This is a genomic window from Hymenobacter tibetensis, assembly GCF_022827545.1.
GTDB classification, from domain to species: domain Bacteria; phylum Bacteroidota; class Bacteroidia; order Cytophagales; family Hymenobacteraceae; genus Hymenobacter; species Hymenobacter tibetensis.
This window is the reverse complement of the sequence record NZ_CP094669.1, coordinates 5,223,377-5,246,514: the sequence shown is the minus strand read 5'-3', so window position 1 is coordinate 5,246,514 and position 23,138 is coordinate 5,223,377. Positions and strand designations below refer to the sequence as shown.

At 54.8% G+C, this 23,138-nt stretch carries 15 protein-coding genes; 9 read left to right on the top strand and 6 right to left on the bottom strand.

The window, feature by feature from the left end; genetic code table 11:
- Nucleotides 1-20: 20 nt before the first annotated feature.
- Nucleotides 21-1,136, bottom strand: coding sequence for a type III polyketide synthase (locus tag MTX78_RS21115; RefSeq protein WP_243798093.1), 1,116 nt, complete (start codon nt 1,134-1,136; stop codon nt 21-23).
- Nucleotides 1,137-1,286: 150 nt separating this feature from the next.
- Nucleotides 1,287-2,396, bottom strand: coding sequence for an NAD(P)/FAD-dependent oxidoreductase (locus tag MTX78_RS21110; protein ID WP_243798091.1), 1,110 nt, complete (start codon nt 2,394-2,396; stop codon nt 1,287-1,289).
- A gap of 176 nt (nt 2,397-2,572) precedes the next feature.
- Between MTX78_RS21110 and MTX78_RS21105 the strand changes: the two genes are divergently transcribed.
- Nucleotides 2,573-2,956 carry a T9SS type A sorting domain-containing protein gene (locus MTX78_RS21105; RefSeq protein WP_243798090.1) on the top strand — a complete coding sequence of 128 codons (384 nt, stop codon included), beginning with the start codon at nt 2,573-2,575 and terminating at the stop codon, nt 2,954-2,956.
- Nucleotides 2,957-3,298: 342 nt separating this feature from the next.
- On the opposite strand, the gene MTX78_RS21100 is transcribed toward MTX78_RS21105, so the two are convergent.
- The 3 genes from MTX78_RS21100 to MTX78_RS21090 form a co-directional block, all read right to left on the bottom strand.
- Nucleotides 3,299-4,354, bottom strand: coding sequence for a flavin-containing monooxygenase (locus tag MTX78_RS21100; RefSeq protein WP_243798088.1), 1,056 nt, complete (start codon nt 4,352-4,354; stop codon nt 3,299-3,301).
- A gap of 65 nt (nt 4,355-4,419) precedes the next feature.
- Nucleotides 4,420-7,992 carry a PAS domain-containing hybrid sensor histidine kinase/response regulator gene (locus MTX78_RS21095; RefSeq protein WP_243798086.1) on the bottom strand — a complete coding sequence of 1,191 codons (3,573 nt, stop codon included), beginning with the start codon at nt 7,990-7,992 and terminating at the stop codon, nt 4,420-4,422.
- A 197-nt stretch (nt 7,993-8,189) separates the two neighbouring features.
- Nucleotides 8,190-9,566, bottom strand: a complete 1,377-nt coding sequence (locus MTX78_RS21090; protein WP_243798085.1) for a sigma-54-dependent transcriptional regulator — start codon at nt 9,564-9,566, stop codon at nt 8,190-8,192.
- 692 nt (nt 9,567-10,258) lie between these two features.
- Between MTX78_RS21090 and MTX78_RS21085 the strand changes: the two genes are divergently transcribed.
- From MTX78_RS21085 to MTX78_RS21075, 3 genes are all read left to right on the top strand, one after another.
- Entirely contained in the window at nt 10,259-12,082 is a 1,824-nt protein-coding gene (locus MTX78_RS21085; RefSeq protein ID WP_243798083.1) for a T9SS type A sorting domain-containing protein, read from the top strand.
- Between the two features lie 122 nt (nt 12,083-12,204).
- Nucleotides 12,205-12,462 (top strand): hypothetical protein, encoded by a 258-nt coding sequence (locus tag MTX78_RS21080; protein ID WP_243798082.1) that lies wholly within the window; start codon nt 12,205-12,207, stop codon nt 12,460-12,462.
- An 890-nt stretch (nt 12,463-13,352) separates the two neighbouring features.
- Complete coding sequence (locus MTX78_RS21075) at nt 13,353-15,080, top strand: lysophospholipid acyltransferase family protein (protein ID WP_243798080.1); 1,728 nt, start codon at nt 13,353-13,355, stop codon at nt 15,078-15,080.
- 100 nt (nt 15,081-15,180) lie between these two features.
- On the opposite strand, the gene MTX78_RS21070 is transcribed toward MTX78_RS21075, so the two are convergent.
- Nucleotides 15,181-15,738: a hypothetical protein gene (locus tag MTX78_RS21070; RefSeq protein WP_243798078.1), complete on the bottom strand. Its 558-nt coding sequence runs from the start codon at nt 15,736-15,738 to the stop codon at nt 15,181-15,183.
- Nucleotides 15,739-16,712: 974 nt separating this feature from the next.
- Between MTX78_RS21070 and MTX78_RS21065 the strand changes: the two genes are divergently transcribed.
- The 5 genes from MTX78_RS21065 to MTX78_RS21045 all read left to right on the top strand — a co-directional run bounded on the left by MTX78_RS21065 (nt 16,713) and on the right by MTX78_RS21045 (nt 23,101).
- Nucleotides 16,713-17,573 (top strand): dihydroorotate dehydrogenase, encoded by an 861-nt coding sequence (locus MTX78_RS21065; protein ID WP_243798076.1) that lies wholly within the window; start codon nt 16,713-16,715, stop codon nt 17,571-17,573.
- Between the two features lie 38 nt (nt 17,574-17,611).
- A complete protein-coding gene (pyrF, locus tag MTX78_RS21060; protein ID WP_243798074.1) occupies nt 17,612-18,373 on the top strand; it encodes an orotidine-5'-phosphate decarboxylase in 762 nt (253 codons plus the stop codon).
- 73 nt (nt 18,374-18,446) lie between these two features.
- A complete protein-coding gene (gene pyrE, locus MTX78_RS21055) occupies nt 18,447-19,052 on the top strand; it encodes an orotate phosphoribosyltransferase (protein WP_243798073.1) in 606 nt (201 codons plus the stop codon).
- Between the two features lie 123 nt (nt 19,053-19,175).
- Nucleotides 19,176-22,211, top strand: coding sequence for a phosphoribosylformylglycinamidine synthase subunit PurL (locus MTX78_RS21050; protein WP_243798071.1), 3,036 nt, complete (start codon nt 19,176-19,178; stop codon nt 22,209-22,211).
- Nucleotides 22,208-23,101: a phosphoribosylformylglycinamidine synthase subunit PurQ gene (locus tag MTX78_RS21045; protein ID WP_243798070.1), complete on the top strand. Its 894-nt coding sequence runs from the start codon at nt 22,208-22,210 to the stop codon at nt 23,099-23,101. Before MTX78_RS21050 ends, MTX78_RS21045 begins: the two co-directional genes overlap by 4 nt.
- The last annotated feature ends 37 nt before the right edge of the window (nt 23,102-23,138 follow it).

Genomic DNA, 23,138 nt, shown 5'->3' with positions numbered 1-23,138 from the left:
GCCTAGAGGGCGGTTAATGGTTAGCCGTTGAACGTTACCCGCAGCAGCATAGCTTCCAGCGTCAGGCCCGGCCCGAAAGCGAAGCTCAGCACCGGCGCTCCGGCATCAGCGGCCGTAAAGCCGTTCAGCAACTCTCGCAGCACAAACAGCACCGTCGCCGACGACATATTACCATACTCGCGCAACACCTTATAGGCGGGGGCGTTATCGAGGCGGGTTAGGCTCAGCTCTTTTTCAATGGTCTCCAAGATGCGCCGTCCGCCCGGATGAATAGCAAAATGGTTTATGTCCGTGAGCTTGACGGGCAGGTTGCGCAACAAATCGTCGGTGAGCCGCCGGATGCCGCGCTGAATCAGCTTGGGTACGTAAGAGGAAAGCGTCATCTCAAACCCAAAATCATTGACGTGCCACGCCATGTCGGCGTGTCCATCAGGCTCTAAGCCGCAGTGGAATGCTTCCAATGCCAAATGGGGCCTGCTGCCCGACGGCCGGCCCAGCACCAGAGCCGCCGATGCGCCGTCGCCGAACAGGGCATTTGAAACCAGATGATCTTCTTCGTGATGCTTCTGAAAATGCAGCGTGCACAACTCGGTGCACACCACCAGCACCCGCGCATCGGCATCGGCGCGGCAAATAGCGTCGGCTAATTTCAGGGCATTGAAGGCTGCATAGCACCCCATAAAATTGACGCAGGTGCGCTGCACATTAGGCCGCAACCCCAGCCGGTTGACCAACTCAATGTCCAAGCCCGGCGCGTACATACCCGTGCAACTCACCGAGATAAGGTGGGTGAGCGACGCAGCTGGTATTTCTGGTGCATTGCGCAAGCAGTTCTCCGCTGCCTCTGTAGCCAACGGCAGTGCCTCCTGCCGGTACGCTTTCATCCGGGTTCCTACTGCCGGAAATGGCTCTAAGTCAGGTGTGTTCGGGAAAAAAGTGAATTCTCCGTTCGCACGGCCGTAGTCAGGTAGCACGGTATAGCGGTGCCCAATGCCTGAAACTCTGTACAAAGCACGCAGCTTGCGGGTGGCCGCTTCGTCGAGTTGCAGGGCGCGGGCCATGAAGTCGCCGATTTGAGCTTGAGGAAGACGGTGTGGTGGGTTTGCCGTGCCAATAGCACTGAGGTAGCTGGTCATTGAGTGCAGTATACGGAAATAGTTGAGCGAGGGGCTGTCGAAGCCACTTAACTCTCTTACTATGCCCGTGGCCGATGAATGGTAGCTCAACCGTTGGGATATGTCTCATCGGTTGAAAGAGGACGCTGTTTTCTATAACAGCAAACTCACCTAAAACTCTTGGCCATGTGTGCGGCGCATTAATGCCCGCACGCCACCAGGCCAATGGCGCAGCGTTCCTACCACGGCTTCACTCATCAGCGGCTTACCAAACAAGCCCTGCACCAGCCGCCCTACCCGCAACCGTTGGCCAAACTGCAGGTGCCAGTCGCGGCGGTAGCGGGTTTCAAGGGTGGCGCGGCTGATACGGTTGTGCAGAAAGTCGTGGAGGTGGGCGCTGGCTAGCTGGGCTCCATGCAATGCCATGGCCATGCCGTTGCCACAAAGGGGCGTGATGAGGCCGGCCGCGTCGCCACACAGCAGCGCATGGTCTTCCACGCAGTTTTTGGGCGCAAACGAAATTTCGTTGATTACCTCGGGTTGCGGGTATAGAAACTCTGCTTCCGTAAGGATGCGGCGCAACAGCGGGTTGGCCGCCAATACATTCTGCTCTAAGGCCGCAATAGTACCTTGTTGCTTGAGATTCTGCCGGGTGGTGAGGTAGCAGAAGCAATACCGTCCGTCTTCCACTGCCGAGATGCCGGCGTAGCCATCCGAGAAGTTGTGCAGCGCAATCAAATCGGCAGGATAATCGAGGCGCAAATGGTGCTTTACACCCAAGTAAGGTGAGCGGGACTGGAAAAAACTGCGGTGCCTGTCTAGGGCACTGCGCTTGCCATAAGCCCCCAGCACCGCGCGGCTTGTTAAAATGCGGCCATCGGCTAGGGTGGTGGTGTGCTGGTCCTGGGCTGGGTCGTAGGTCACAGCCGTCACCGTAGCCCGTTGTAGCACCGTAACGCCACGGGCCTCGGCAAGCTGGAACAAGTACTGATCCAGCGCGAAACGGCTAACGCCAAAGCCACCCAAATCCAGCGGTGCCGCCAGCGTGCGTCCGGCCGGAGACGAAAGCAGGAAACGGGTAATACGGGCCGGATGCAACTCGGCAGGGTCGGCGTGCAAGCGGCGTAGATACGGAAGCACCTCGTTTGAAACGTACTCACCACAAACCCGATGAAACGGGTACTGCTTTTTCTCTACCACTAGCACACGGTGGCCACGGGCCGTGAGGTCGAGTGCCGCGGTCAAACCGCCGAGTCCGCCACCGATAACAAGAACGTCCAACTTATTTTATCCAGAAAAGAGGTGAGTGTGTAGCGAATAAACGGTGATTGGTAGAAGAAGTGTTATATTTTATAAGTCTAATTAAAAATCAGCGGGTATCTTTGCAAACCAATTTGGATAGACAACGTTTTATGTTACTATCCGAGCGCGCTGATTTTTCTGCTCTAATTCCCCTTATGATGAGACTCTTACGCTACTTTGTTTTAACGCTTCTGCTGGCCTTTGGCCCTCTATGCAGCAGCTTGCCTAGTGCCTTTGCTGCTGCTACCATTCCTGCCGGAAACCGTCCTAGTGGAAAACCTACTGAAGAGCGGACCCTGCTGGTATACCCCAACCCTAGTACCGGTATTGTTCATATTTCCATTAATGGCTTCGAAGGCCGGAAACTAGAATTGCGCGTGCTAAACGTTATCGGTTCGGTTATTTACAAAGAAGCTATTACCGAACTCAACGACCGTTTCACCAAAACGCTTGACCTAAGCAAATTTGCCAGCGGCCTCTACTACGTACGGCTAGAAGGTGACAATGCCAGCCAAATGCGCAAGCTGCTTATCCGGTAGGTTCTCGCTTCCAATAACAACAAAAAGCCCCGCCTGGTGTTCAGACGGGGCTTTTTGTTGCCATCCTTCAAGTGAAGAACAGCACGTATCGAACAGGGCGCTTAGCGGTTGTTTTTAGCGCGTACTGGAACTGGCTTCAACGAAGCTTTCAACTGGTCGAAGGTATTGAGGGCAAGAAGGGCGGTAGCAATAGCAATACCCAAGAAGATCAACAGTGACATACAGAACGGGAATTAGATACAAAAAGAAATGCAACAACCAACTTCGTCTGCAAAATCCGGCAGCACTGTGGTTGGCAATTGTAAAGCTAACCACAAACACAGATAAGTAGTTGCAGTATAATTATGTGCTTTTCAGTAAAACCTGCACTACATGACGGGCATCGGGGCCAGCTCCTCCCATTAGGGCCGAACTCCTGCTTTTAAGCCACGGCAAGCCCAGAAAAGCTAGCCCCGGCACTTCAGTGATGCCTCGTTTGTGCTCAGGTACACCAATGGAGTCGAAGATGGGCAACTTGATCCAGGAAAAGTCTGGCCGGAAGCCTGTAGCCCACACAACAGCAGCCAGGGGCGGAGTGGCCTGGCGGCGGCCTTGGATGGCACCTTCTGCCGTGGCCCCTACAGCGCGCCCTATAAACTCAGCATTAGAAAACGAACGAAGACGCCGCAAATCACCACTCACCACTGGCTCGGGGCTGTGCATCATGCGGCGTCCTAGCATGTTGTAGCGCGACAAGCGGAGCATACCAGTTCCTTTGAGCAGTACCCACATGAGCTGGTTGTTGGGCAAAGCCCCAGTTTTCTCATCGAAGGCCACAAAAACAGGTCGGCCAGTTGCTGCTAAATCGGCGGCAATCTGTAGGGCAGAGTTGCCACTGCCTACCACCGCCACAGGCCCCGCAGTGGGTAGCTGGGTTGGCCGTTGGTACTGGCTGCTGTGCAACTGCTGCACGTGAGTTGGTAGCTCAGTGGCAAAAGCAGGCCGATGAGGGGCCGTATAAGCCCCCGTGCTTACAATAACGCGCCGGGAGCGGTAGGTAGTGCCAGCAGCTGTTTCCACGGTGTAGCCGAGTCCAGCAGCGTCTTTATTCAACGCAACCACGCGCTGATTGAGGTGCACTGGAAAGTTGAAGTGCCGGGCATAGTCGTGCAAATAGGTGGCCGCTTCGTCTTTGGAAGGGTAACGTAGCGCTGAACCGGCCCAAGGAAAGCCCGGTAAGTTGCTTGTCCAAGCCGGTGAAAATAGGTGTAGCGCGTCGAAGCGGGTGGCCCACACCGCACCAAGGGCGGCGCGCTCGTCCAGCACTACAAATTCCACTCCGTGCTGTTGCAGGTAGTAGGCAGCGGCTAGCCCGGCTTGCCCGGCTCCAATTACCAGCGTATCTACGCTACCTTCCATATGGCTTTGTCGTTGAAAATGGCTGTTCTACCGTCATTCAAATAGGATACTGACGGTAGAACAGCTTAAAGCCCTGGAAAGTCTTGGCGCAAGCCATCCATTACCTGTTGCGTCACGTCTCGCACCAGCGTGATAAGCTGTTGGATTTCGGCGGCGGGTAGAGGAGTATCGCGGCAGGCTTCCAGGCGCCGGATGGGCATATGCAACTGGCGAATATGCAGGCCATCGAGCGAGCTTTTTAGGTCGTGCGCCGAAGCGGATAGGCGCTGACAGTCGCCGTTGGCAGCGTGTTGCTCCATGCCATGCACAGCGGGCGGCGTGGTTTGGATGAAAAGCTGTGCCAACCGCCGCACAAATTCTTCGTTGCCGTGTGCTAAGCGCCGGATGCCGCTCAAACTATAGAGCGGTGCTGCCGCCGCAGGAACTTCCTTGGCAGGCTCGTCTTTGACGGCGGCGGCTGGGGTTTGCACGGCTGGGCGTTGACCCAAAACAGTGGCAATAGCTTGAAACAAGTCTTCTTCCCGAAATGGCTTAGAGAGGTAGCCCGAAAAGCCGGATTCCAGATACCGTTCGGCTTCGCCGCGTAAAGCATGCGCCGTGAGGGCCAGAATAGGCGTAGCAGCCCGAATAGAGTCTGGGTGCTGGCGTAGCAGCCGCGTGGCCGTCATGCCATCCATGCCAGGCATCTGAATATCCATCAACACCACATCGTAGAGGTTTCGGCTGAACAACGTCAGGGCCTCCGGGCCAGTGCTGGCCGTGTCCACACTCCAGCCCCAGTTTCGGAGCAACGATTCCACCAGAAATTGATTGATGGCATTGTCTTCGGCAAGTAGCACTCGGCGAGGGCCTAAGCTTCGATAGTCGAGGGCGGGCGCGTTCGAGTCAGGAGACACCGTAATGTCGGTGGAACCGAAAGGCAACGTGAACGTGAACGTGCTGCCCTCCTGCAACTCACTTTCGGCGGTTATGGTGCCTCCCATCAACTCCACCAACCCGCGCGAAATGCTTAGTCCGAGACCGGAGCCGCCGTACTCACGGGCCGTGCTAGCCGACGCCTGCGTGAAGGGCTCAAACATTTCCTGCAGCTGATGAGCCGGAATGCCGGGGCCAGTATCTCGTACCGAGAACTTGAAGAAAGGCTTGTCGCCGGCCAAGCTAAGCCGGGAACAGCTGAGTGTTACTTGCCCACGCTCCGTGAACTTGACAGCATTGGAAAGTAAATTGAGTAGAATCTGACGTAGCCGGTAAGGGTCGCCGAGCACAGTGGTAGACACTTCCGTAGGAGGAAGCTGCAGCGCAAGGGCAATGCCTTTCTCCTGCGCCCGCGGCAACAACGACTCTTGGCTGGCTTGCAATACGTCGCGCAAATCAAACGGAATGGTTTCAGTCCGGATTTTGCCGGCCCCGAGCTGCGCCATAGCCAGTACGTCGTTAATTACCACCAGTAAGTGGTCGGCAGAATGACGGATATGCCCCAGGTACTGACTCTGCTGATCGTCGAGCGGCGTTTTGGCCAACAAGCCGGCAATGCCCAGAATACCGTTGAGCGGTGTTCGGATTTCATGGCTCATATTAGCCAGGAAGTTCTGCTTGGCCTGTGCATTCTCCTCGGCCGCCTCTTTGGCTGCCCGCAAATCCATCTGGGTCCGCTTCAGCTCGGTAATGTTGCTGTCAATGCCCAGCACCTGCACACTGCCGTCGGCCAGCACGAACGGCCGCTTGATGCTGTAAAACCAAAGCAGTGAACCATCGGGCTTGGTGAACGTTTCCTCCTGTGCCAGCTCCTTGCCCGTCCGAATTACCTGTTCGTCTTGGCGGCGGTAGCGCTGGCTATCCGTCAGGTTGACTGGCCGTTGGCCGAGCTGGGTGTTCACCACCTGCGCTGGAGTCATGCCGTATAGCTCCGCTGTGGCTCGGTTGGCTAGCAGGTAGTGGCCTTGCGTGTCTTTGAGGTAAATCAGGTGAGGCGTTGTGTCAATTACCTGGCGGAACAAGCGGTTTTGCTCGGCCAAGCGGCGGTTGGCTGTGCGGCGTTGTTCATCTGCTACTTTCCAGCGCGTGATGTCCTCGGCTGTACCCACCAGCTGACGTAGCCGGCCCGTTGCATCGCGCACAAAAGGCGTGGTTGTGATGCGCAACCACCGCACCGAGCCGTTGAGGTGAGTTAGGTGGTACTCCATGGTTACTATCTCACCATCGGCGGCTTCTGCCATTTGCTGCACGTGCTGGCGCAGCCTTTGCGCCTCGCCTTCAGGCATCAAGTTCAGAAACGCCTCGTTGCCCATGGCCAGTACTTCGGCCTCGGTATAGCCCGTAATGGTTTCGATGTAGCGGTTGCAGTACACCGTGCGCCGCTTGTCGTAATCGTATATGTAAATCAGGTTGGGAATAGTGTCCGCCACTCGCTCTTGCCGAATCCTAATCCGGCGCAACGACTCTTCGGCTCCTTTCCGCTCGGTCATGTCTTCGGCGCTGCCAATTAGCTGCGTAATTGTGCCATTAGCGTCGCGCAAGAAGGCGGTACCTTGAATATGTAGCCAGCGCCAGCTTCCATTCTGATGCCGAACCCAGAACTCGTAATTGATGGTTTGCTCGTCGGTGAGAGTGGCAATTTGCTGCGGCAGATTCGCCAGCTGCTGCTGGCCATCCGCATCGAGCAGAGCGGGAATAACGTCGCTGCCCAGTTCCAGAACCTGCTGCTCGGTGTAGCCCATTACGCGCTCCACCTGTCGGTTTATGTACACTATCTGCCGTTTCTGCACGTCGAACAGCAGCACAATAACCGGAATGGTGTCGTTGATACGGGCAGCAAAACGCTGGCTGTGGCGCAGTTCTTTCTCAGCGTTTCGCCGAGCTGTTAAGTCGGTGAGGTATACGTTGGCGGCATCTTCGCCAGCTAGGGGTACTATGGTCCAGAGGTAATGCCGCTCGTCGAGGTGGTGCTCTATGGAACGGAGGGTGTTGGTAGCCAGTGTTTCGGCCACTGCAGTGCGCAAGAAATCATAAGTGGCGTGCCATTTAGGAGATGCCAAGACCTCCAGCACATGTTCGGCCGCAGGGTTGGCGTAGCGGGCCTGCCCATCGTTGCCGAAACAGATAATTGGAGCTGGGCTCTGTTCCGCCAACTGCGACAGTTCCCGCACCCGGGCCAATACCTTCTGCTGCTCCGTTACGTCTTCGTAGCTCCACAGGTGCAAGACTGTGTGTCCGTCTTGTGTTAGCGGCAGGTACTCCCGTTGTAAGATAGTGCCGTTGGCTAAGGATACCAGTTCCGTCAGTCGAACTTGTCCTCGCATAGCCTGTAGGGCTTGCTTTTGTACCTGCTCTGCATCACGAAACGTGAAGCCCTGCGAGAAAAAGTCTTTGGATTCCAGCCCTATGTAGGCAGATGCTGATTCAGACAAATTCAGTAAGTCGCACAGACGCTGATTAACGAGTACAATTCGAAAATTCTCGTCTTGGGCTAACACGCCTGTGCTCATGGTTTGGAGCAGGGCGTTTAGCTGGCTAGCGGCGGTCTCGCTTTGCTGCCGGAGCTGCAGTTGCAGCTCTTGGAGTTGCTGCTGAGTGGCTCGCTGCATACTTCGCGCCTGCCGCAGTTGGCGTTGCTGCTGACGGTATGCAATAGAGGTCATACTTCTTTAGAATAGAGTGTAATCAGATCAACACTTAATAATACGATAACGGGACGTGCTTGGAGTAATAGCCCACTGCCAAACACCCATAAATAAATTGTTCTTAGGCAGCAGCAGGTAGCAAAAATACGTTGCCACCTGCTGCAAACCCAACGTAGCTCGTAGTTGCTTGGATACCGAAGACCACTAAAAAGATCTTAACGCAAGCGAACCTCGTTGTTTTGGGCCATCCGATAAATAGTAGATTTCCCAATTTGTAATTTGGCGGCCACTTGCAGAATGTTGCCCTGGTGGGCGTCAAGATAGCGCTGCACAATGGTTGCTACTTGCACCCGCAATGACTCGTTGCCGGTCGAAACGGACCCAACTGTCCCATTGGAAGCATTGCTCTGAACCCGGAGCGAAAGATCCTGGGGCTGAATTGTGTCGTTTTCAGCCAGCACAGCGGCTAGCTCCACCACTGCTTTCAGTTCCCGTACGTTGCCAGGAAAAGGGTAATGCAACATAAGCTCTTGAGCTTCCGGTGAGAAAACACAAGGCGCCATTTTGTTCTGAACGCAAAAATCCCGCAAGAAGGATTCGGCCAGCAGCAATATGTCTTGACCTCGTTCCCGGAGCGGTGGCAGCACGATAGGTAGCCCCAGTAAGCGGTAATACAAGTCTTCCCGGAAGCGGCCTTCTTTCACTTCTTCGGCCATGTTGCGGTGCGTAGCTACCATCAGGCGGGCATCGAAAGGAATAGGTTGGCCGCCGCCCACGCGCTGTACTTCGCGCTCCTGCAAAACGCGCAATAGTTTTGCCTGCAAGTCCAGAGGCAACTCGCCGATTTCGTCGAGGAAGAGCGTGCCTTGGTGCGCCTCCTCGAACCGCCCAATACGCCGGCTGATAGCTCCCGTAAAGGCTCCTTTCTCGTGTCCGAATAGCTCACTTTCCAGCAGCTCATGCGGAATAGCAGCCACGTTCACGGCCACAAACGCGCGGTTGCGACGTGGCGACTGGTAGTGAATGGCTTTGGCAACCAATTCTTTGCCGGTGCCAGTTTCACCACTCACGGAAACCGTAATGTTGGTTCGAGCGGCTTTCTCAATCAGCGAGGCTAGTTGCCGCATTTGCACGCTTTCGCCTAGTATGGCTCGGCTTGGATCGTACTTCTGCCCAATTTGCTCTCGTAGCCGCTCGTTTTCGCGCCGGAGCTGCAACTGCTTGCGCACATTGCCTACCACGTTCCAAAGACGGTCAGCGGTTTCTTCGTCTTTTACTAGGTAGTCGTAAGCTCCTTGGCGCAGTAGGCCGATGGCTGTGCGCACATCTTCCTGACCTGAAATCACAATTACGGCAACATCTGGTAAGCGCTCCTTGATTTGCCGTAGTACTTCGTCGCCTTTGCCGTCGGGTAGGTTGTAGTCTAGTGTAATAAGATCGGGCTGCTCGTTGAGGTGCGCCAAACAGGCTTGAGCGGTAGTGAAGCGCTGAATCTGGTTGTCGGGATTCTGCGCTAATTTATATTCGAGTAGTTCGCCATACCAGGCGTTGTCCTCGACTATAAAAATGTGAATAGGTGATGAAACGGACATGCGGAGATAAAATGCCTAACCGGCTATGATGAAATCAATCGGGGCTCTGTGGTTCCGACAGACAAGCCTTGTGAGTGCTGAGGACCGTTACGATTGCAGAATTTTTCGGTAGCTGGGTGGTGGTGGAAATAAGAGGAGGGGATGCGAGTATAAGAGGGAAAAGCGGTGTTTGCCACCTTTTCTCGAATTAGGAGCTTCAGTCTATAAACTGGAATACATAGTATTTTATGAATGTACGTAAAATTCTGATTATCAGTTGGATTAATTAATATTTGCAATTTGGCAATGCAGTTGTATTAAAGAAAGAGATGGTCCCATCGTCTCGAACTCTTTCTCTTATTGCAATGATACCCAATTTCTACTCTCGCATACTAAGCGTATTTGCTTTGTGCCTGTTGGGAATGTCCCAAACGTGGGCGCAAGAACCAGCAAACGTAGCGTACTATTCTAGCACAGGTCGTTCGAAATTCACCCGTGCCTGCGGACTTGGCTTGGCCTGTGGTAGCATCGCCAATGAGGAAAGGGCGGTAGACAGTGATTTCAGCACATTTGCTACGTTGCGGCCTTCCACCTTAACGCTTGGGTTAAGTCCCGTTTCATTGCAAATGGATATGTCGGGGATTGTACCTAAGAACCACCGGGCTGGTATTGTAATAGGAGCCAACACAGGTGTATCCGCGGTGGGAACCGTTATGCTGCACACTTACTTGGGAACCACTCCCAAGCAAACCCTGAATGTTACGAACTTGGCTTTAGCTGCTCTCGGGTCTGGGCAGCCTAGTCGAGTGGAATTCCTGGCAACCGAATCATTCGACAAGATTGAAATCGAAGTTAACTCGCTGCTCAATGTAAGCTACGACGTCAAAGTGTATTACGCTTATGGCATTGATGCCAACGTGGTAGAAACTGCCACTGGTGTAGTTTCTCGTTTTGCAACGTCTGTGCAAGGAGTGAACTACAGCACTGCCGTTGTCGACAACAACGTAACTATATGTGCTAACTCGGGAGTGCTTAATCCAGAGCGGACTGTCGATCAAAACCTTGCTAACTACGCTGTATTCACCACATTAGCTGGGGTAAGCTGCCCAAGTACTCTGCGTGTGAAACTGGAGTCACCATCGCCAGCAGGCTATCATGCCGGGTTTGTAGTAGGGCAGCAGAGCTTGTTGGATGTAAATGCGTTGTCCACGATGCGCATTACCACTTATAAGAATGGCGTGGCGCAGGAAACGGCTACGGGTGCTCAACTGTTGCAACTGACCGTTCTGCCGGATGGCAAGCAGCAAGTAAGTTTCCCTTCCACTATGGCTTTCGACGAGGTGCAGGTAACCCGCTCAACAGCCGCTAGTGCCCTGAATGACCTCAACGTGTATTATGGTTTCGGTTTGGAGCCCAGTGTGTTCCGTGACCAAACTCCTATTCTGTCAAATTTTTCTAGCGGTGCCAACCAGTTTGCAGTATCATCGAATGGGGTGCTGTGTGCACTATGCGCTAACACCAGTGTCCTGAATCCGGAAAAGGCGGCGGACAGCAACATGAGCAGCAACGACTACGCCGTGATGCGTACCGGACTAGTTGGCGCACTCACCTCCACCGGACTTCGTTTGAACTTAAATGGGTCGGGTACGGCAGGAAATTCAGCAGGAATGGTACTTAGCCAAGGGGCTGGCTTGCTCAACACGCAGCTGTTGAATGGCATCACGTTGCGGACGTACGGAGGGCCTAATGGTGACCAATTGCTGGAGACGGCCAGTGGAGCTAGTCTGTTGCAACAGGGTCTCTTGCCGGATGGCCGCACTGAGGTATTCTTCCGGACAACGCAGAATTTTCAGCGTGTGGAAATCGAAGTAAACAACGCCGTTAGCGCCCTCGATCAGACTCGGGTTTACTATGCTTTCGCTCAAGACCGCCCCATGGGCTTTCCAACTATTATTAACCCCGCCCTGGCTCCTTTACCGGTAGCACTCAAAGCATTTAAAGCTGCTGTAGCAGGCGGAGCAGTAAGCGTAACGTGGCAGACAGCCTCGGAGCGCAACAACAGCCATTTTGTAGTAGAACGGTCTGCGCATGCAAAGGAGGGGTTTGTCGCTATTGGCCAAGTAGAAGGTGCTGGTAATAGCACAACGGGCCGTACTTACAGTTTCCGCGACGAAGCGGCTACTACGGCCACCACTTTATATTACCGCCTGCGTCAGGTAGATGTTGATGGTAAGGAAAACTTCTCTCCGGTAGCCGTAGTAACACTCGGCCACCACGCTACGTTGGCCTTAGAAGTGTATCCCAACCCAGCTACCACATCGTCGGAGGTGCAAGTACGGTTACGCGGTGCCAATGTTAGTGGCGCCATGCTATCGATTCATGATGTGCGCGGCATTTTGCTACGTCAAATGCCAATTGCAGAACAGCATCAAAAACTGACAGCAACTGCCTTACCTGCTGGCCTGTATCATTTGGTGCTAACTGACTCGCAAGGCCAGCGTGTATCAACTCAGCGTTTGGTTGTGGCTGAACGCTAGTATCTCACATAACTGTCTCTACAGATAACTTATGAGAAAATAGGATTTTTGATTTTAGTTTATTTTCTTGCTAATAGTATTTTTTCAACTCGAACGGCTGCTCGCGCAAGCATGCTCACTTTATGGAAGTAGAAGAAGAATTCCTGCAAAACGCTGCTACTATGCTTCGGTTCGCTGAAGAAGAATTAAAGCAGTTTTCCACGTGGACTGGTAAGCGGAGTCCTTACAGCCGCATGGCAGAAGAAATCAAAGCTAAATTGTTGACAGCGGCATCTGACCTTAAGTCTTTAAAGAAAGAGTACGGCAGGAGGCCTACCAATGGCTCGTATGGTATTGGCCAGCCAATTGTCGCGCTTACAGGTAGCCCCACAGTAGAATAAGTGACCTCACTGAAGTAAAAGCAAACGCCTCCGTAACGCTGGTTACGGGGGCGTTTGCTTTTAGTGAATAGAGTGCAGAATGCGGCTAAAATAGTGCGGGAGAAACAGATATATTGCTCCCGGGTATGTTGTTTGCCGCAATAATAACCTTAACTATTACGGGATAAGAGACAGAATAATATGGATGATAAATAGGACTGCGTTTATATAAACGCAGAATAGCGCTGCCAGGCAACCTAAGCATTGCTGAAACAGATAGATCCTCGCTCAAATAACTACGCATTTGGGAAGCTTACGGCCGTATGGCTCCTTCTAACGAGGAATTGCCAATTGAAAAGTATCACACCGCTGGCATTGCTGTAGCTGTTGTTGCTGACTGTTCTAAACTAGTAGCTCGTCAGGTACAAGCCTAGCTGTTGGCTGTCGGTACTGATGTTGATGATAGTCTACTTATAACGGCCATGTGTTTGTGTGAAGTGTGCTTTAAGTCAGTAGCACAACTAGTTAATAGTCTGTAAAGTAGGTTCTTAAAATTTTAGCTTTACTGTAACTTGCGAGTCTTAGGAAAATAGAAAGGCCGTTACCCCAGTCTTAACAATTTAAGTAGCTCAGGGAATATTAACGTTTTATTATTCAATTTTTTACCCCAACTTATACTCGCTTCAAGTCGTACTTTTGTGGCGAGTGAAGTGAATGAGAAAGTGAAGAGAACAGAGAGCCGCGCTGCAACGCGGCTCTCTGCTTTTGAGGAATAAGTGAAGTGGAACTTGCCCGTTTCTAGAAATCTTAATATTCTAGTAACTCTCTCATAATAAGATAGTAATCTAATTTTCTGAAGTTTGGTTAGCTATTCCATTTAGTATATATCCGGAATATGTTACTCAAGCTTTATGGAGTTTTCGTCTTCTCATCACCTCTCGTTGCCAGCTGCATTGCGCCGTTCACGCAAGTTGCTGCGGCCGCTGTGGGAGCAGTTTGCCCAGCTACGTGATTTGCAGCAGCTCTACGAGCAGTGCCAGCACGAAAACGGACTTGCCTTCGTGGAGTCACTACTCCAACAGCTAGACATCACTGTGCAATACGACCCAAAGGAACTGCAACGGCTGCCAGCCGGGGCCTTTGTGGCTGTTGCCAACCATCCGTGTGGGCTTATTGATGGCATGGTCTTACTGCACGTGTTGGGCAAAGCGCGGCCAGAACTGCGCGCAGTCGCAAACGAGTTGTTAGCTCCTCTATTACCTCATCTGGCCGCGCAAGTGGTATTAGTTGATCCAGACCGGGCTGCGGCTGGTCGTAATGTACCAGGGGTACGGAGGCTCTTACGTCATTTACACAATGATATTCCTTTGCTGCTCTTTCCGGCCGGTGAGGTAGCCCACAGCACCATTCCATTCCGGCCAGCAATTGATTCTGCCTGGAACCCTACTGCTGGCCGGTTGTTGGGAGCAGTTCGCGTGCCAGTGGTACCTGTGTGGCTGAGCGGGCAGAATAGTCTCGGCTTCAGTTTCTTAGGCTTGGTGCACCCATTGCTGCGCACGGCTCGGCTTCCTGCTGAACTGCTCAACAAACGCGGCCAAACTATTCAGGTCCGCATTGGGCTACCTGTGGCGCCGACCGTTCTTGACCGTCTTCCTGCCAACGACCGGCTAGCCTATCTCAGAGCGCGAGTCTACGCATTAGGGACTTCTGCGGAGCGATATCTGGCAGCTATGCTGCCACCTATGCCTGTTCCTCCCGTTATCAATGAAACGGCAGCTGAGCTTATCGAGGCTGATATCACGGCATTGCGTCCGGGACGGTGCGTACTCATAAGCGGCCGATGGGAAGTGTACGTAGCCAAGCGGTGTGAGCTGCCGAATGTGTTGCGCGAGATAGGACGCCTGCGTGAACTTACCTTTCGGCGCGAAGGCGAAGGCACTCAGCAACCTACTGACCTCGATGCGTACGATGAGTATTACCGGCATTTGTTTCTCTATGACCGCGAAAAAAAGCTGCTAGTAGGCGCGTACCGGCTAGGACTTGGGCGAGCTATTCTGCGGCAATATGGCCGACGAGGTTTTTACTTGCACTCTCTGTTTCGGCTGAAAAAGGAACTGAACCCGGTGTTGCGCCAGTCATTAGAGCTAGGCCGCTCCTTTGTACGAGTGGAATATCAGCGGCAGCCAATGCCATTGGCGCTGCTTTGGAAAGGTATTGCCGAGTATCTGGCGAAGCGTCCCGAGTATCGTTATTTGATTGGACCGGTGAGTATCAGCAACCGGTTTTCTGCCTCTTCCAAAGCGGTGATGGTAGAGTACCTGTCTCGTCACTTCTTTGATGTAGAATTAGCTGCTTATGTGCGCCCACGCAAGCAGTTTCAATACAAGCCACTCAATACCGGCGAAGCGCCAGATCTTCTTCAAACTGGGCTGTCCAATCTGCAAGACTTACAGCAATTTATTAGTGGGCTGGAGCCCGGCGGTAGTGGGGTCCCAGTGCTGTTGCGCCAATACCTCAAACAGAACGCTCGCTTACTTGGCTTCAACCTTGATCCGAATTTCAGCAATGCACTTGATGGCCTCTTGCTGCTAGATGCGCGCGAGCTACCTGCCCGCACGCATCGCTTACTTGAGCGGTGAGATGCAGAAAAGAAGCAGGCGGCCACAAGTTTACACTAAGTGGCTATGTGGCGTAGGAGAGGTGGCTGTATAACTTATCGAAAATGGCTGTTCTGCTTGGTTACTCGATAGCGCCTGGGGCAGGGCGGCTGTTCATGTAGGAACGAAAAGACATAGCTATTTCGCTAACAAGTGAGCTAGATTGAGCTGTTACGCGGCGGTCATTATGGGTGCGGCTGTTGTTCCGATCCATGCCAAGCTGTGTGATGTACTCCTCAACGGGTACTGTCTCATCGGGCTTGCGCGTATCCAGAATTACTCGAAAGAACCCTACGCTATAGTCATAGCCACCGTCGGGAAGCGCGTGAAAATTAAACTCGAAAAGAACGGGATGCTCCTGCACTTGGCCCGAGGTAGTAGCCGTCTTTATTTTTACTGTGCCGGTCATCCGTAGCTCTCCTTTGATGGCATCAGCCTTCAGAGTGGCTTTAGGAGTGTATGCAAAGTGACTTTCGCTCCACTCTATAGCACGTTTGTAGAGCACAGAAGCTTCAGCCTCGTCGTCCAGCACTTTTTCGTTGTACTGGATGGGGCCACCGGAGGCAGAGTCTTGTGCATAAGCTGCTTTCGAGAAAAGCAACACACCAATAAGTAAGAAAGTGAGTAAGGAATGTTTCATAGAAAAAACGAAAAGACGCAAAACTGTAACTGCAAAGTTACCGCCTACCAAGCGCATTGAATTAATTGAAGTCGGTTATCACTCTGTTAATGCGCCATGAATAGTTCAGTTGATAGCGCTCCATGGTGGAGTTGCACCTTAGTCACTTCTAGTCATGTTCTATAGTATACTGTGATAGTAAGTGTGATTTTAAATTGCACAAATCTAATAGGCTGCTTTGGGCTTTCAAAATGTGTGTTGCGCTGTGTCAAAATTTTTCTTACACTATAGAAAGAAGCAATAATGCAGTGAGGAGAATAGTATCATGAATAAAAACATTGATATTCAGCAGTATGTGCAAGATTTTGGCACTTTGAATTACCTGCCTTGCCAATATTACTGTAAGCGTGTGACTGCATTGAGGCTACGAAAAAAATAACTAGAATATTTGGTAGCAGGAAAAGGTTTGGTACTTTTGCGACGTGCTTCACTTAAATAAAATTTGCTTGATGAAGCGTGGGACCGAGCAAAATGCTGTCCTGCGAGACAACCGCAAGGTCGTTTCCTCCATTGACTCTTTCGCTTTTCTGGTTTTGAACCCGTTTGCCGCTCCGGTTTCCGCAGCGGTTTTTTTGTGCTTAGCCCATTTTAAGTGTTCGGCACACACCACCTATTGCCGCCCTGTCTAGTCCTCAACCTACATTGCCAGTCAGTCTCAATGGATACTCTCACCATCGTTCCCAAGGTAGCTGCTGCCACCCTCGCTTTAGCTTACGCCAGCAACTGCAAACTGAATGTCGGTCCAAGCGGATGGCGGTAATAACCTAACAACCTCGCTACGCCGGTAGCAAGGCGAGATGGTTTGCTTAAGATGGCTTGCTGCAGGTTGCGCCACTATACCATCCTAGGTTGGGTCGGGCCCCAGCAGATTTTCACTCCCACAATATTTGAAATAAAGTCCTTCGCAGCCCGACGGGCTTTTTAGTTTCTACGCTATGCAACTCGGTTCCCTCACTTTGCAGAATCCCGTTTGTCTGGCCGCGGCCAACTGGCACTTGCCCGACGGACTTGGCTATGAGCGGTTAGGCGGCATTTTCACCCGAACCGTCACCATGGAGCCCAAGCCTGGGCTGTATGAGGAAGGTGTCTGGCAGGTAGCCGAGCAAACCCTGCTCAACGCCACTAATATGCGCACCGAAAGCGCAGAAATTCTGGCCAATGAACACCTACCCCATTTGCGCCGATTTGGCGTGCCCGTGTTCGTGAGCATTACGGCGCCAGGCGTACCGGGCTTCCGCAAGATTGCCCGCTATCTGGCCCGCGAAGTAGCCGACCAAATAGCCGGAGTAGAAGTATACATAGCCGCCCCCGATACAGCAAACGGACAAGACCTAACCGCCAAGTTCGTGCGCGAAGCCACCCAAGCCGTGCGCGACGAGTTAGGACCAGAATCCGCCGTAGTAGTGAAACTGCCACCGTGGCCCGAGCATATCCGTAGCCTCGCGGTGGGAGCCCAGGAGGGCGGTGCTACCGCGCTGGCCGCTACCAACGTTTTGAAAGGTTTGCACCTCTCCGATGATGCCACGGCCGAGCCCCTGGTAGGTGGGTTGTCGGGCGAAGCCTTGCGGGCCGTGGCCTTGCGGTGCGTATGGGAACTGGCCCACGATGAGCGGATTACGCTGCCCATCTTCGGAACGGGTGGGGTGTTTACGGCCGCCCACGTTACTGACTATTTGCGGTGCGGTGCTTCGGCTGTGCAGATAGCCAGTGGCGAATGGCTGGAGCCTGGCCTCTCGGCGCGCTTGGCGCACGAGTGTGCTCACGTAATACCCAACTCGAACACGGTAAACCGCTAAGCCTCATTCAGAGCAGCCACCTTCTCAGTTACCACCCAATGAACAAACTTACTGCCCGCGTTCAGCAAGTTAACTCCCTGCTTTGCGTGGGGCTCGACCCCGTCGGTGACGATGCGCAAGTGGAAAGCCGCTTGGCCGAAGTCATCGAGCAGACTGCCAAATATGCCGCGGCCTTTAAGCCCAACCTAGCCTTCTTTCTGAGCCGGCCGGGTGGGGTAGAGCTGTTGCAGCGCACAGTACGCCGGATTCCGTCGGAGACGCTGGTGATTCTGGACGGCAAGTTCGGCGATATTGCCAACACCGCCGACCATTACGCCCGCTTTGCCTACGACGTAATCGGGGCCGATTCGGTGACGGTGAACCCCTACATGGGCGACGATTCCATTGTGCCCTTTGCCCGCGAAGGCAAGATGGTGTTCGTGCTGGCCAAAACGTCTAACAAACCCGCTCATTCCTTGCAAGACGTAGCCCTCACCCAAGGCGGCACCTTAGCTGACTATACCACCGGCGTAGCACAGGAACTCAACGAGCAACACCACAACATCGGGCTGGTAGTAGGCGCCACCAACGCCGAAGCCGTGGCTCGTATCCGGAGCATCAGCGCCCAGCAGTGGTTCTTGGTGCCCGGCATCGGCGCTCAAGGTGGTGACTTGGAGGCAACGCTAAACGCTGGCTTGCGCGCCGACGGGCAGGGACTTCTGATCAACGCTTCGCGCGCTATCTGGCAGGCCTCGGATGCTGCGGCGGCAGCTAAAGAGCTAACTGCTCAAATCAACCAGCTGCGGCCAATAGGCGTGTAGCACCGGCTGCCAGCCGGAGCCTCGTGTCACTCTTACTTCTTGAATCTCACATCTAAGTTCTACTAACCACCTCTTGACTACCACCCTTACCCCCGAAACGCTAGAGCAACAACTGGTGCAGGAAGACGCCCTGTTGCGCGGCCACTTCCGGCTTTCCTCCGGCTTGCATTCCGATACCTACGTGCAGTGCGCCCGTTTCTTGCGGCGCCCCGATTTGGCTGGACCGGCCGCGGCTGAGCTAGCTCAGCAGTTGCGAGCCGCCGGCTTGCAGCCCGATGTGGTGGTAGGTCCGGCAATGGGCGGCGTGGTGATTGGCTACGAGTTGGCCCGCCAGTTGGGGGTGCCAGGCATCTTCACGGAGCGCGACGATTCCGGACAAATGACTTTGCGCCGGGGCTTCACGGTGGAGCCGGGGCAGACAATTGTTATTGCCGAAGACGTGGTAACTACCGGCAAGAGCACCAATGAAGTAGCACGCGTGTTGGAACACTTGGGCGCAAAAGTTTTGGCCGTGGCAAGTTTAATTGACCGGACGGGTGGGAAAGCTGAGCTAACTTTTCCGAACTTTGCACTGCTGTCGGTAACGGCGGCCACCTACGCACCCGATGATTGCCCGCTGTGTCGGGCAGGTATTCCGGTGGTGAAGCCCGGCAGTCGGCCGGAAAAAGCGTTTTCTTAAACCTACTTCGGCGCAACCGGCGCAGGAGCAAGGCATTTTCGGCGTACTCTGCGCGGGTATGCTTCCTCACGGCTGCCAGTTGCGGCGCGTGGGAAACCGAAAAATAGATAACCCACTTCCCTTTTGGAATCTACCCAAAGAACCATTCAGCTTCTGCTCAAGCCCGGCCAACATGATGGCGAGGGCCAACGTGTGGCAGAAGTTGCCCAACGTCACCTTGGCCTCACGACTGGCCGGGTGCAAAGCACCGCCCTCTACACGGTGCGTTACCCCGTAACCGACGAGCAGCTGCGCGACTTCGCGACCCACTGCCTGCAAGACCCGGTGCTGCACGATGTCGCCCTCGATGAGTTCCGCCACGAGCCCGCGTACAAGAGCTACATCCTGGTAGCCAAGCTGCCCGGCGTGACCGACGACGAAGGCATATCGGCGCAGAACGCCCTCGGCGACTTCCTGAACCAGCCCCTCGACACGCACACGCAGCACATCTTCAGCAAACGGCTCTACTTCCTGGAGCACGAACTGCCTGAGAGTAGCCTGCGCCGCTTGGCCGAAGAACTGCTCGGCAACAAGCTCATCAACCGCTTCGAAACCGGCCCCATAACCGACATCCGCGACTACACGCCGCGGCCCGGTGGTGGGGCCGAATCCATTACCAACCTCGTGCCGCTCACCAACTTGGCGGACAGCGAGTTGGTGCAGCTCTCGAAGGACAACCTCTACGCCCTCAACCTAGAGGAAATGCGGGCCGTGCGCGACCATTACGTGGCCATTGCCCCCGAGCGCCAAGCTGCCGGTCTGCCTGCTGATCCTACTGACTGCGAACTGGAAATCATTGCCCAAACCTGGTCGGAGCACTGCAAGCACAAGGAGTTTAGTGCCGTTATCAAGTACAAGGACGCGGACACCGGCGAGGAGCACGAAATCGACGGCCTGTTCAAAACCTATATCAAAAATGCCACGTCGGAAGTGGACCGCCAACTGCGGGCCAACGGCAACGACTGGCTGATTAAGGTATTCTCCGACAACGCCGGCGCGGTGCGCATCAACCCCGAGTCGTTGTTTGTGTGGAAGGTGGAAACGCACAATTCGCCCTCAGCTATTGACCCGTACGGCGGGGCCATTACGGGCATCTTGGGTAACAACCGCGACCCACTGGCTACTGGTATCGGGGGCGCGCGGCTGCTGTTCAACACCAACGTGCTGTGCTTCGGCAACCCTGAGTTCAACGGTACGCTGCTCAGCAACCAGCTGCACCCGCGCCGCATTTTCGAAGGTGTGCGTAAGGGCATCGAGGACGGCGGCAACAAGTCGGGCGTACCGACGGTGAACGGCGCTATTGTGTTCGACGACCGGTATGCGGGCAAGCCACTGGTGTACTGCGGTACTGGTGCCGTAATGCCGATGCAACTAGCGGGCCTCGACTCGTGGGAGAAGAAGATTGACGCGCAGGACCGCATCATCATGGCCGGCGGCCGGGTGGGCAAAGACGGCATCCACGGCGCGACGTTCTCTTCTATCGAGTTAGACGAAACCTCGCCGGCTACGGCCGTGCAAATTGGTTCGCCGATTACGCAGAAGCTGGCCATGGATTTTCTGGTACTGGCTACGCGCCGCGGCCTGATTAAGTGCAGCACCGACAACGGCGCGGGCGGCTTGTCTTCCAGCATTGGCGAACTGGCGACTATCAGCGGCGGGGCCGTGGTGGAGCTGGAGAAAGTACCGCTGAAATATCCGGGGCTGCGGCCGTGGGAGATTTTCGTGAGTGAGTCGCAGGAGCGTTTCTCGCTGGCCGTGGAGCCCGCCAAGATGGACGAGTTGCTGGCGTTGGGCCGCGAAATGGAAGTGGAGTTGACCGACATCGGCTACTTCACCGCCGATGGCTACCTCGATGTACGCTTCGATGGCGACTCGGTGGCCCGCCTGAACATGGAGTTTCTGCACAACGGCGTACCGCGCAAGGTGCTGGAAGCCGAGTGGAGCAAGCCCCAAGCTTCGGAGCCGACTTTGCCCGCCACTTCCGATTACACCGATGTTCTCACTCGCCTGCTCGGCAGCCTCAACATCTGCTCGCGCGAGTCGGTGATTCGGCAGTACGACCATGAGGTGAAGGGCCGCACCATCATCAAGCCGTTGATGGGGGCCACGGGCCAAGCCCCGCAGGACGCCGCCGTGGTGCGCTTCAACTTCGAGAGTTGGGAAGGCGTGGCCGTGAGCAACGGAATCTTGCCTCGCTTCGGTGATTTGGACGCCTACCACATGTCGGCTGGTGCTTTTGATGAGGCGGTGCGCCAGATTGTAGCGGTGGGCGGCAAGTTGCCCAACCTAAGCTACGGCGACGGCAACTTCTGGTCCGTCAACGACAACTTCTGCGTACCTGATTCGGTGTACGATGCCACCACCAACCCTGATGGTAAGCTCAAGCTAGCCAAGCTGGTACGGATGTGCGAAGCCCTGCGCGACGCCACGGCCGCTTACTGCATCCCGCTCACCAGCGGCAAGGACTCGATGAAGAACGACTTCAAGGCCGACGGCGTGAAAATCTCCGTGCCGCCTACCGTTCTGTATTCGATGACGGCCAAGATTGAAGACGTCCGCCACACCATCACCTCCGACTTCAAGCAGGCCGACGACGTCATTTATCTACTAGGGGAAACCTACGACGAACTTGGCGGCTCGGAGTTCTACCAGCTGTTCGGCGAGCTAGGTGCCAACGTGCCGCAAGTGCGCTTCGACAAGGCCAAGGAACTCTACACCCTCATGGGCCAAGCCAACGATCAGCACCTCATCCAATCCTGCCACGACCTGTCGGATGGCGGCTTGGCGGTTGCGCTGGCGGAAGCCACGTTTGGCCACGGTTACGGCGCCACGGTTGATTTGTTGGAAGGCTTGCCGGTGCACGTGCAGCTGTTTTCGGAGTCGCACTCCCGATTTGTGGCTACGGTAGCGCCCGAAGATGTAGTGGCTTTCGAGCAGCACTTTGGAGCCCGCGCCACGCGCCTCGGGGTAGTTACGCCAGATAGCCAACTGACGGTGCGCCACGCGGGGCAGCCCGTTGTTGCCGCTAGCACAGCCGTGCTGCGCCACGAGTGGACCAACGGCCCGGTGAACCGCATCATTGGCTTCGGCCAGCCAGCAGGAGAGGAGGCCGCCCGATGAACGACCAACACATGAACGATACCAGCCAGAAAGTCCAGGCCCTGATTCTCACGGGCTTCGGCATCAACTGCGAAGAAGAATACGCCGCGGCCTACCGCTTGGCAGGTGCCGAGGCTACCATCGTGCACCTCAACCAAGTGTTGCACGGCCACGTCAGCATCCACGACTACGACATCCTGAACTTCCCCGGCGGCTTTTCCTTCGGTGATGATTTGGGCTCCGGTGTGGTACTGGCCAACAAGCTGCGCTACCGCAAAAACGCCGAAGGCCGCACACTGCTTGACGACATCAAGGAGTTCGTGGCCAACGGCAAGTTTGTGATGGGCATCTGCAACGGCTTCCAAGTATTGGTGAAGCTCGGACTGCTGCCTAACCTGAGCGGCAACGTGACGCCCGAAGTAACGCTCACGCACAATGCCTCGGGCCGCTACGAAGACCGGTGGGTGCGCCTGAAAGTCAACCCGAAGTCGAACTCACCTTTCCTCAGGGGCCTCGACACCATGGAAGTGCCCGTGCGCCACGGCGAAGGCCGCCTCATCATCTCGGGCACCGACACGCTGACCCACATCGAAGAGCAGGCGCTCAATTGCTTGTCCTACACCGATTTCGACGGTTCGCCAACCGACGTGTACCCGCACAACCCCAACGGCGCCGACCTCAACTGCGCTGGCCTGACCGATACCACCGGGCAGGTATTTGGGCTGATGCCGCACCCGGAGGCGTTCCTCTCCTTGTATAACCACCCCGATTGGGCCCGGCGCAAGCGCCTCAACCCCGGTTTGAGTGAGGAAGGCGACGGGCTGCGTTTGTTCCGCAACATTGTGGAGCACGTACAGAGCCAGCGCCAGACCGCCGTTTCGCCACAGGAAGCCAGCCAGTTTTCATCTTAAGACACCCTCGCAGTTCATCGGCCTTCCGGACCGGCTG

Excerpts from the sequence above, each read along its gene's own strand:
- MTX78_RS21115 (WP_243798093.1), bottom strand. The coding sequence starts at position 1,136 with ATGACCAGCTACCTCAGTGCTATTGGCACGGCAAACCCACCACACCGT.
- MTX78_RS21105 (WP_243798090.1), top strand. The coding sequence starts at position 2,573 with ATGATGAGACTCTTACGCTACTTTGTTTTAACGCTTCTGCTGGCCTTT.
- MTX78_RS21100 (WP_243798088.1), bottom strand. The coding sequence starts at position 4,354 with ATGGAAGGTAGCGTAGATACGCTGGTAATTGGAGCCGGGCAAGCCGGG.
- MTX78_RS21095 (WP_243798086.1), bottom strand. The coding sequence starts at position 7,992 with ATGACCTCTATTGCATACCGTCAGCAGCAACGCCAACTGCGGCAGGCG.
- MTX78_RS21090 (WP_243798085.1), bottom strand. The coding sequence starts at position 9,566 with ATGTCCGTTTCATCACCTATTCACATTTTTATAGTCGAGGACAACGCC.
- MTX78_RS21085 (WP_243798083.1), top strand. The coding sequence starts at position 10,259 with ATGCTGCACACTTACTTGGGAACCACTCCCAAGCAAACCCTGAATGTT.
- MTX78_RS21080 (WP_243798082.1), top strand. The coding sequence starts at position 12,205 with ATGGAAGTAGAAGAAGAATTCCTGCAAAACGCTGCTACTATGCTTCGG.
- MTX78_RS21075 (WP_243798080.1), top strand. The coding sequence starts at position 13,353 with ATGGAGTTTTCGTCTTCTCATCACCTCTCGTTGCCAGCTGCATTGCGC.
- MTX78_RS21070 (WP_243798078.1), bottom strand. The coding sequence starts at position 15,738 with ATGAAACATTCCTTACTCACTTTCTTACTTATTGGTGTGTTGCTTTTC.
- MTX78_RS21065 (WP_243798076.1), top strand. The coding sequence starts at position 16,713 with ATGCAACTCGGTTCCCTCACTTTGCAGAATCCCGTTTGTCTGGCCGCG.
- pyrF (WP_243798074.1), top strand. The coding sequence starts at position 17,612 with ATGAACAAACTTACTGCCCGCGTTCAGCAAGTTAACTCCCTGCTTTGC.
- MTX78_RS21045 (WP_243798070.1), top strand. The coding sequence starts at position 22,208 with ATGAACGACCAACACATGAACGATACCAGCCAGAAAGTCCAGGCCCTG.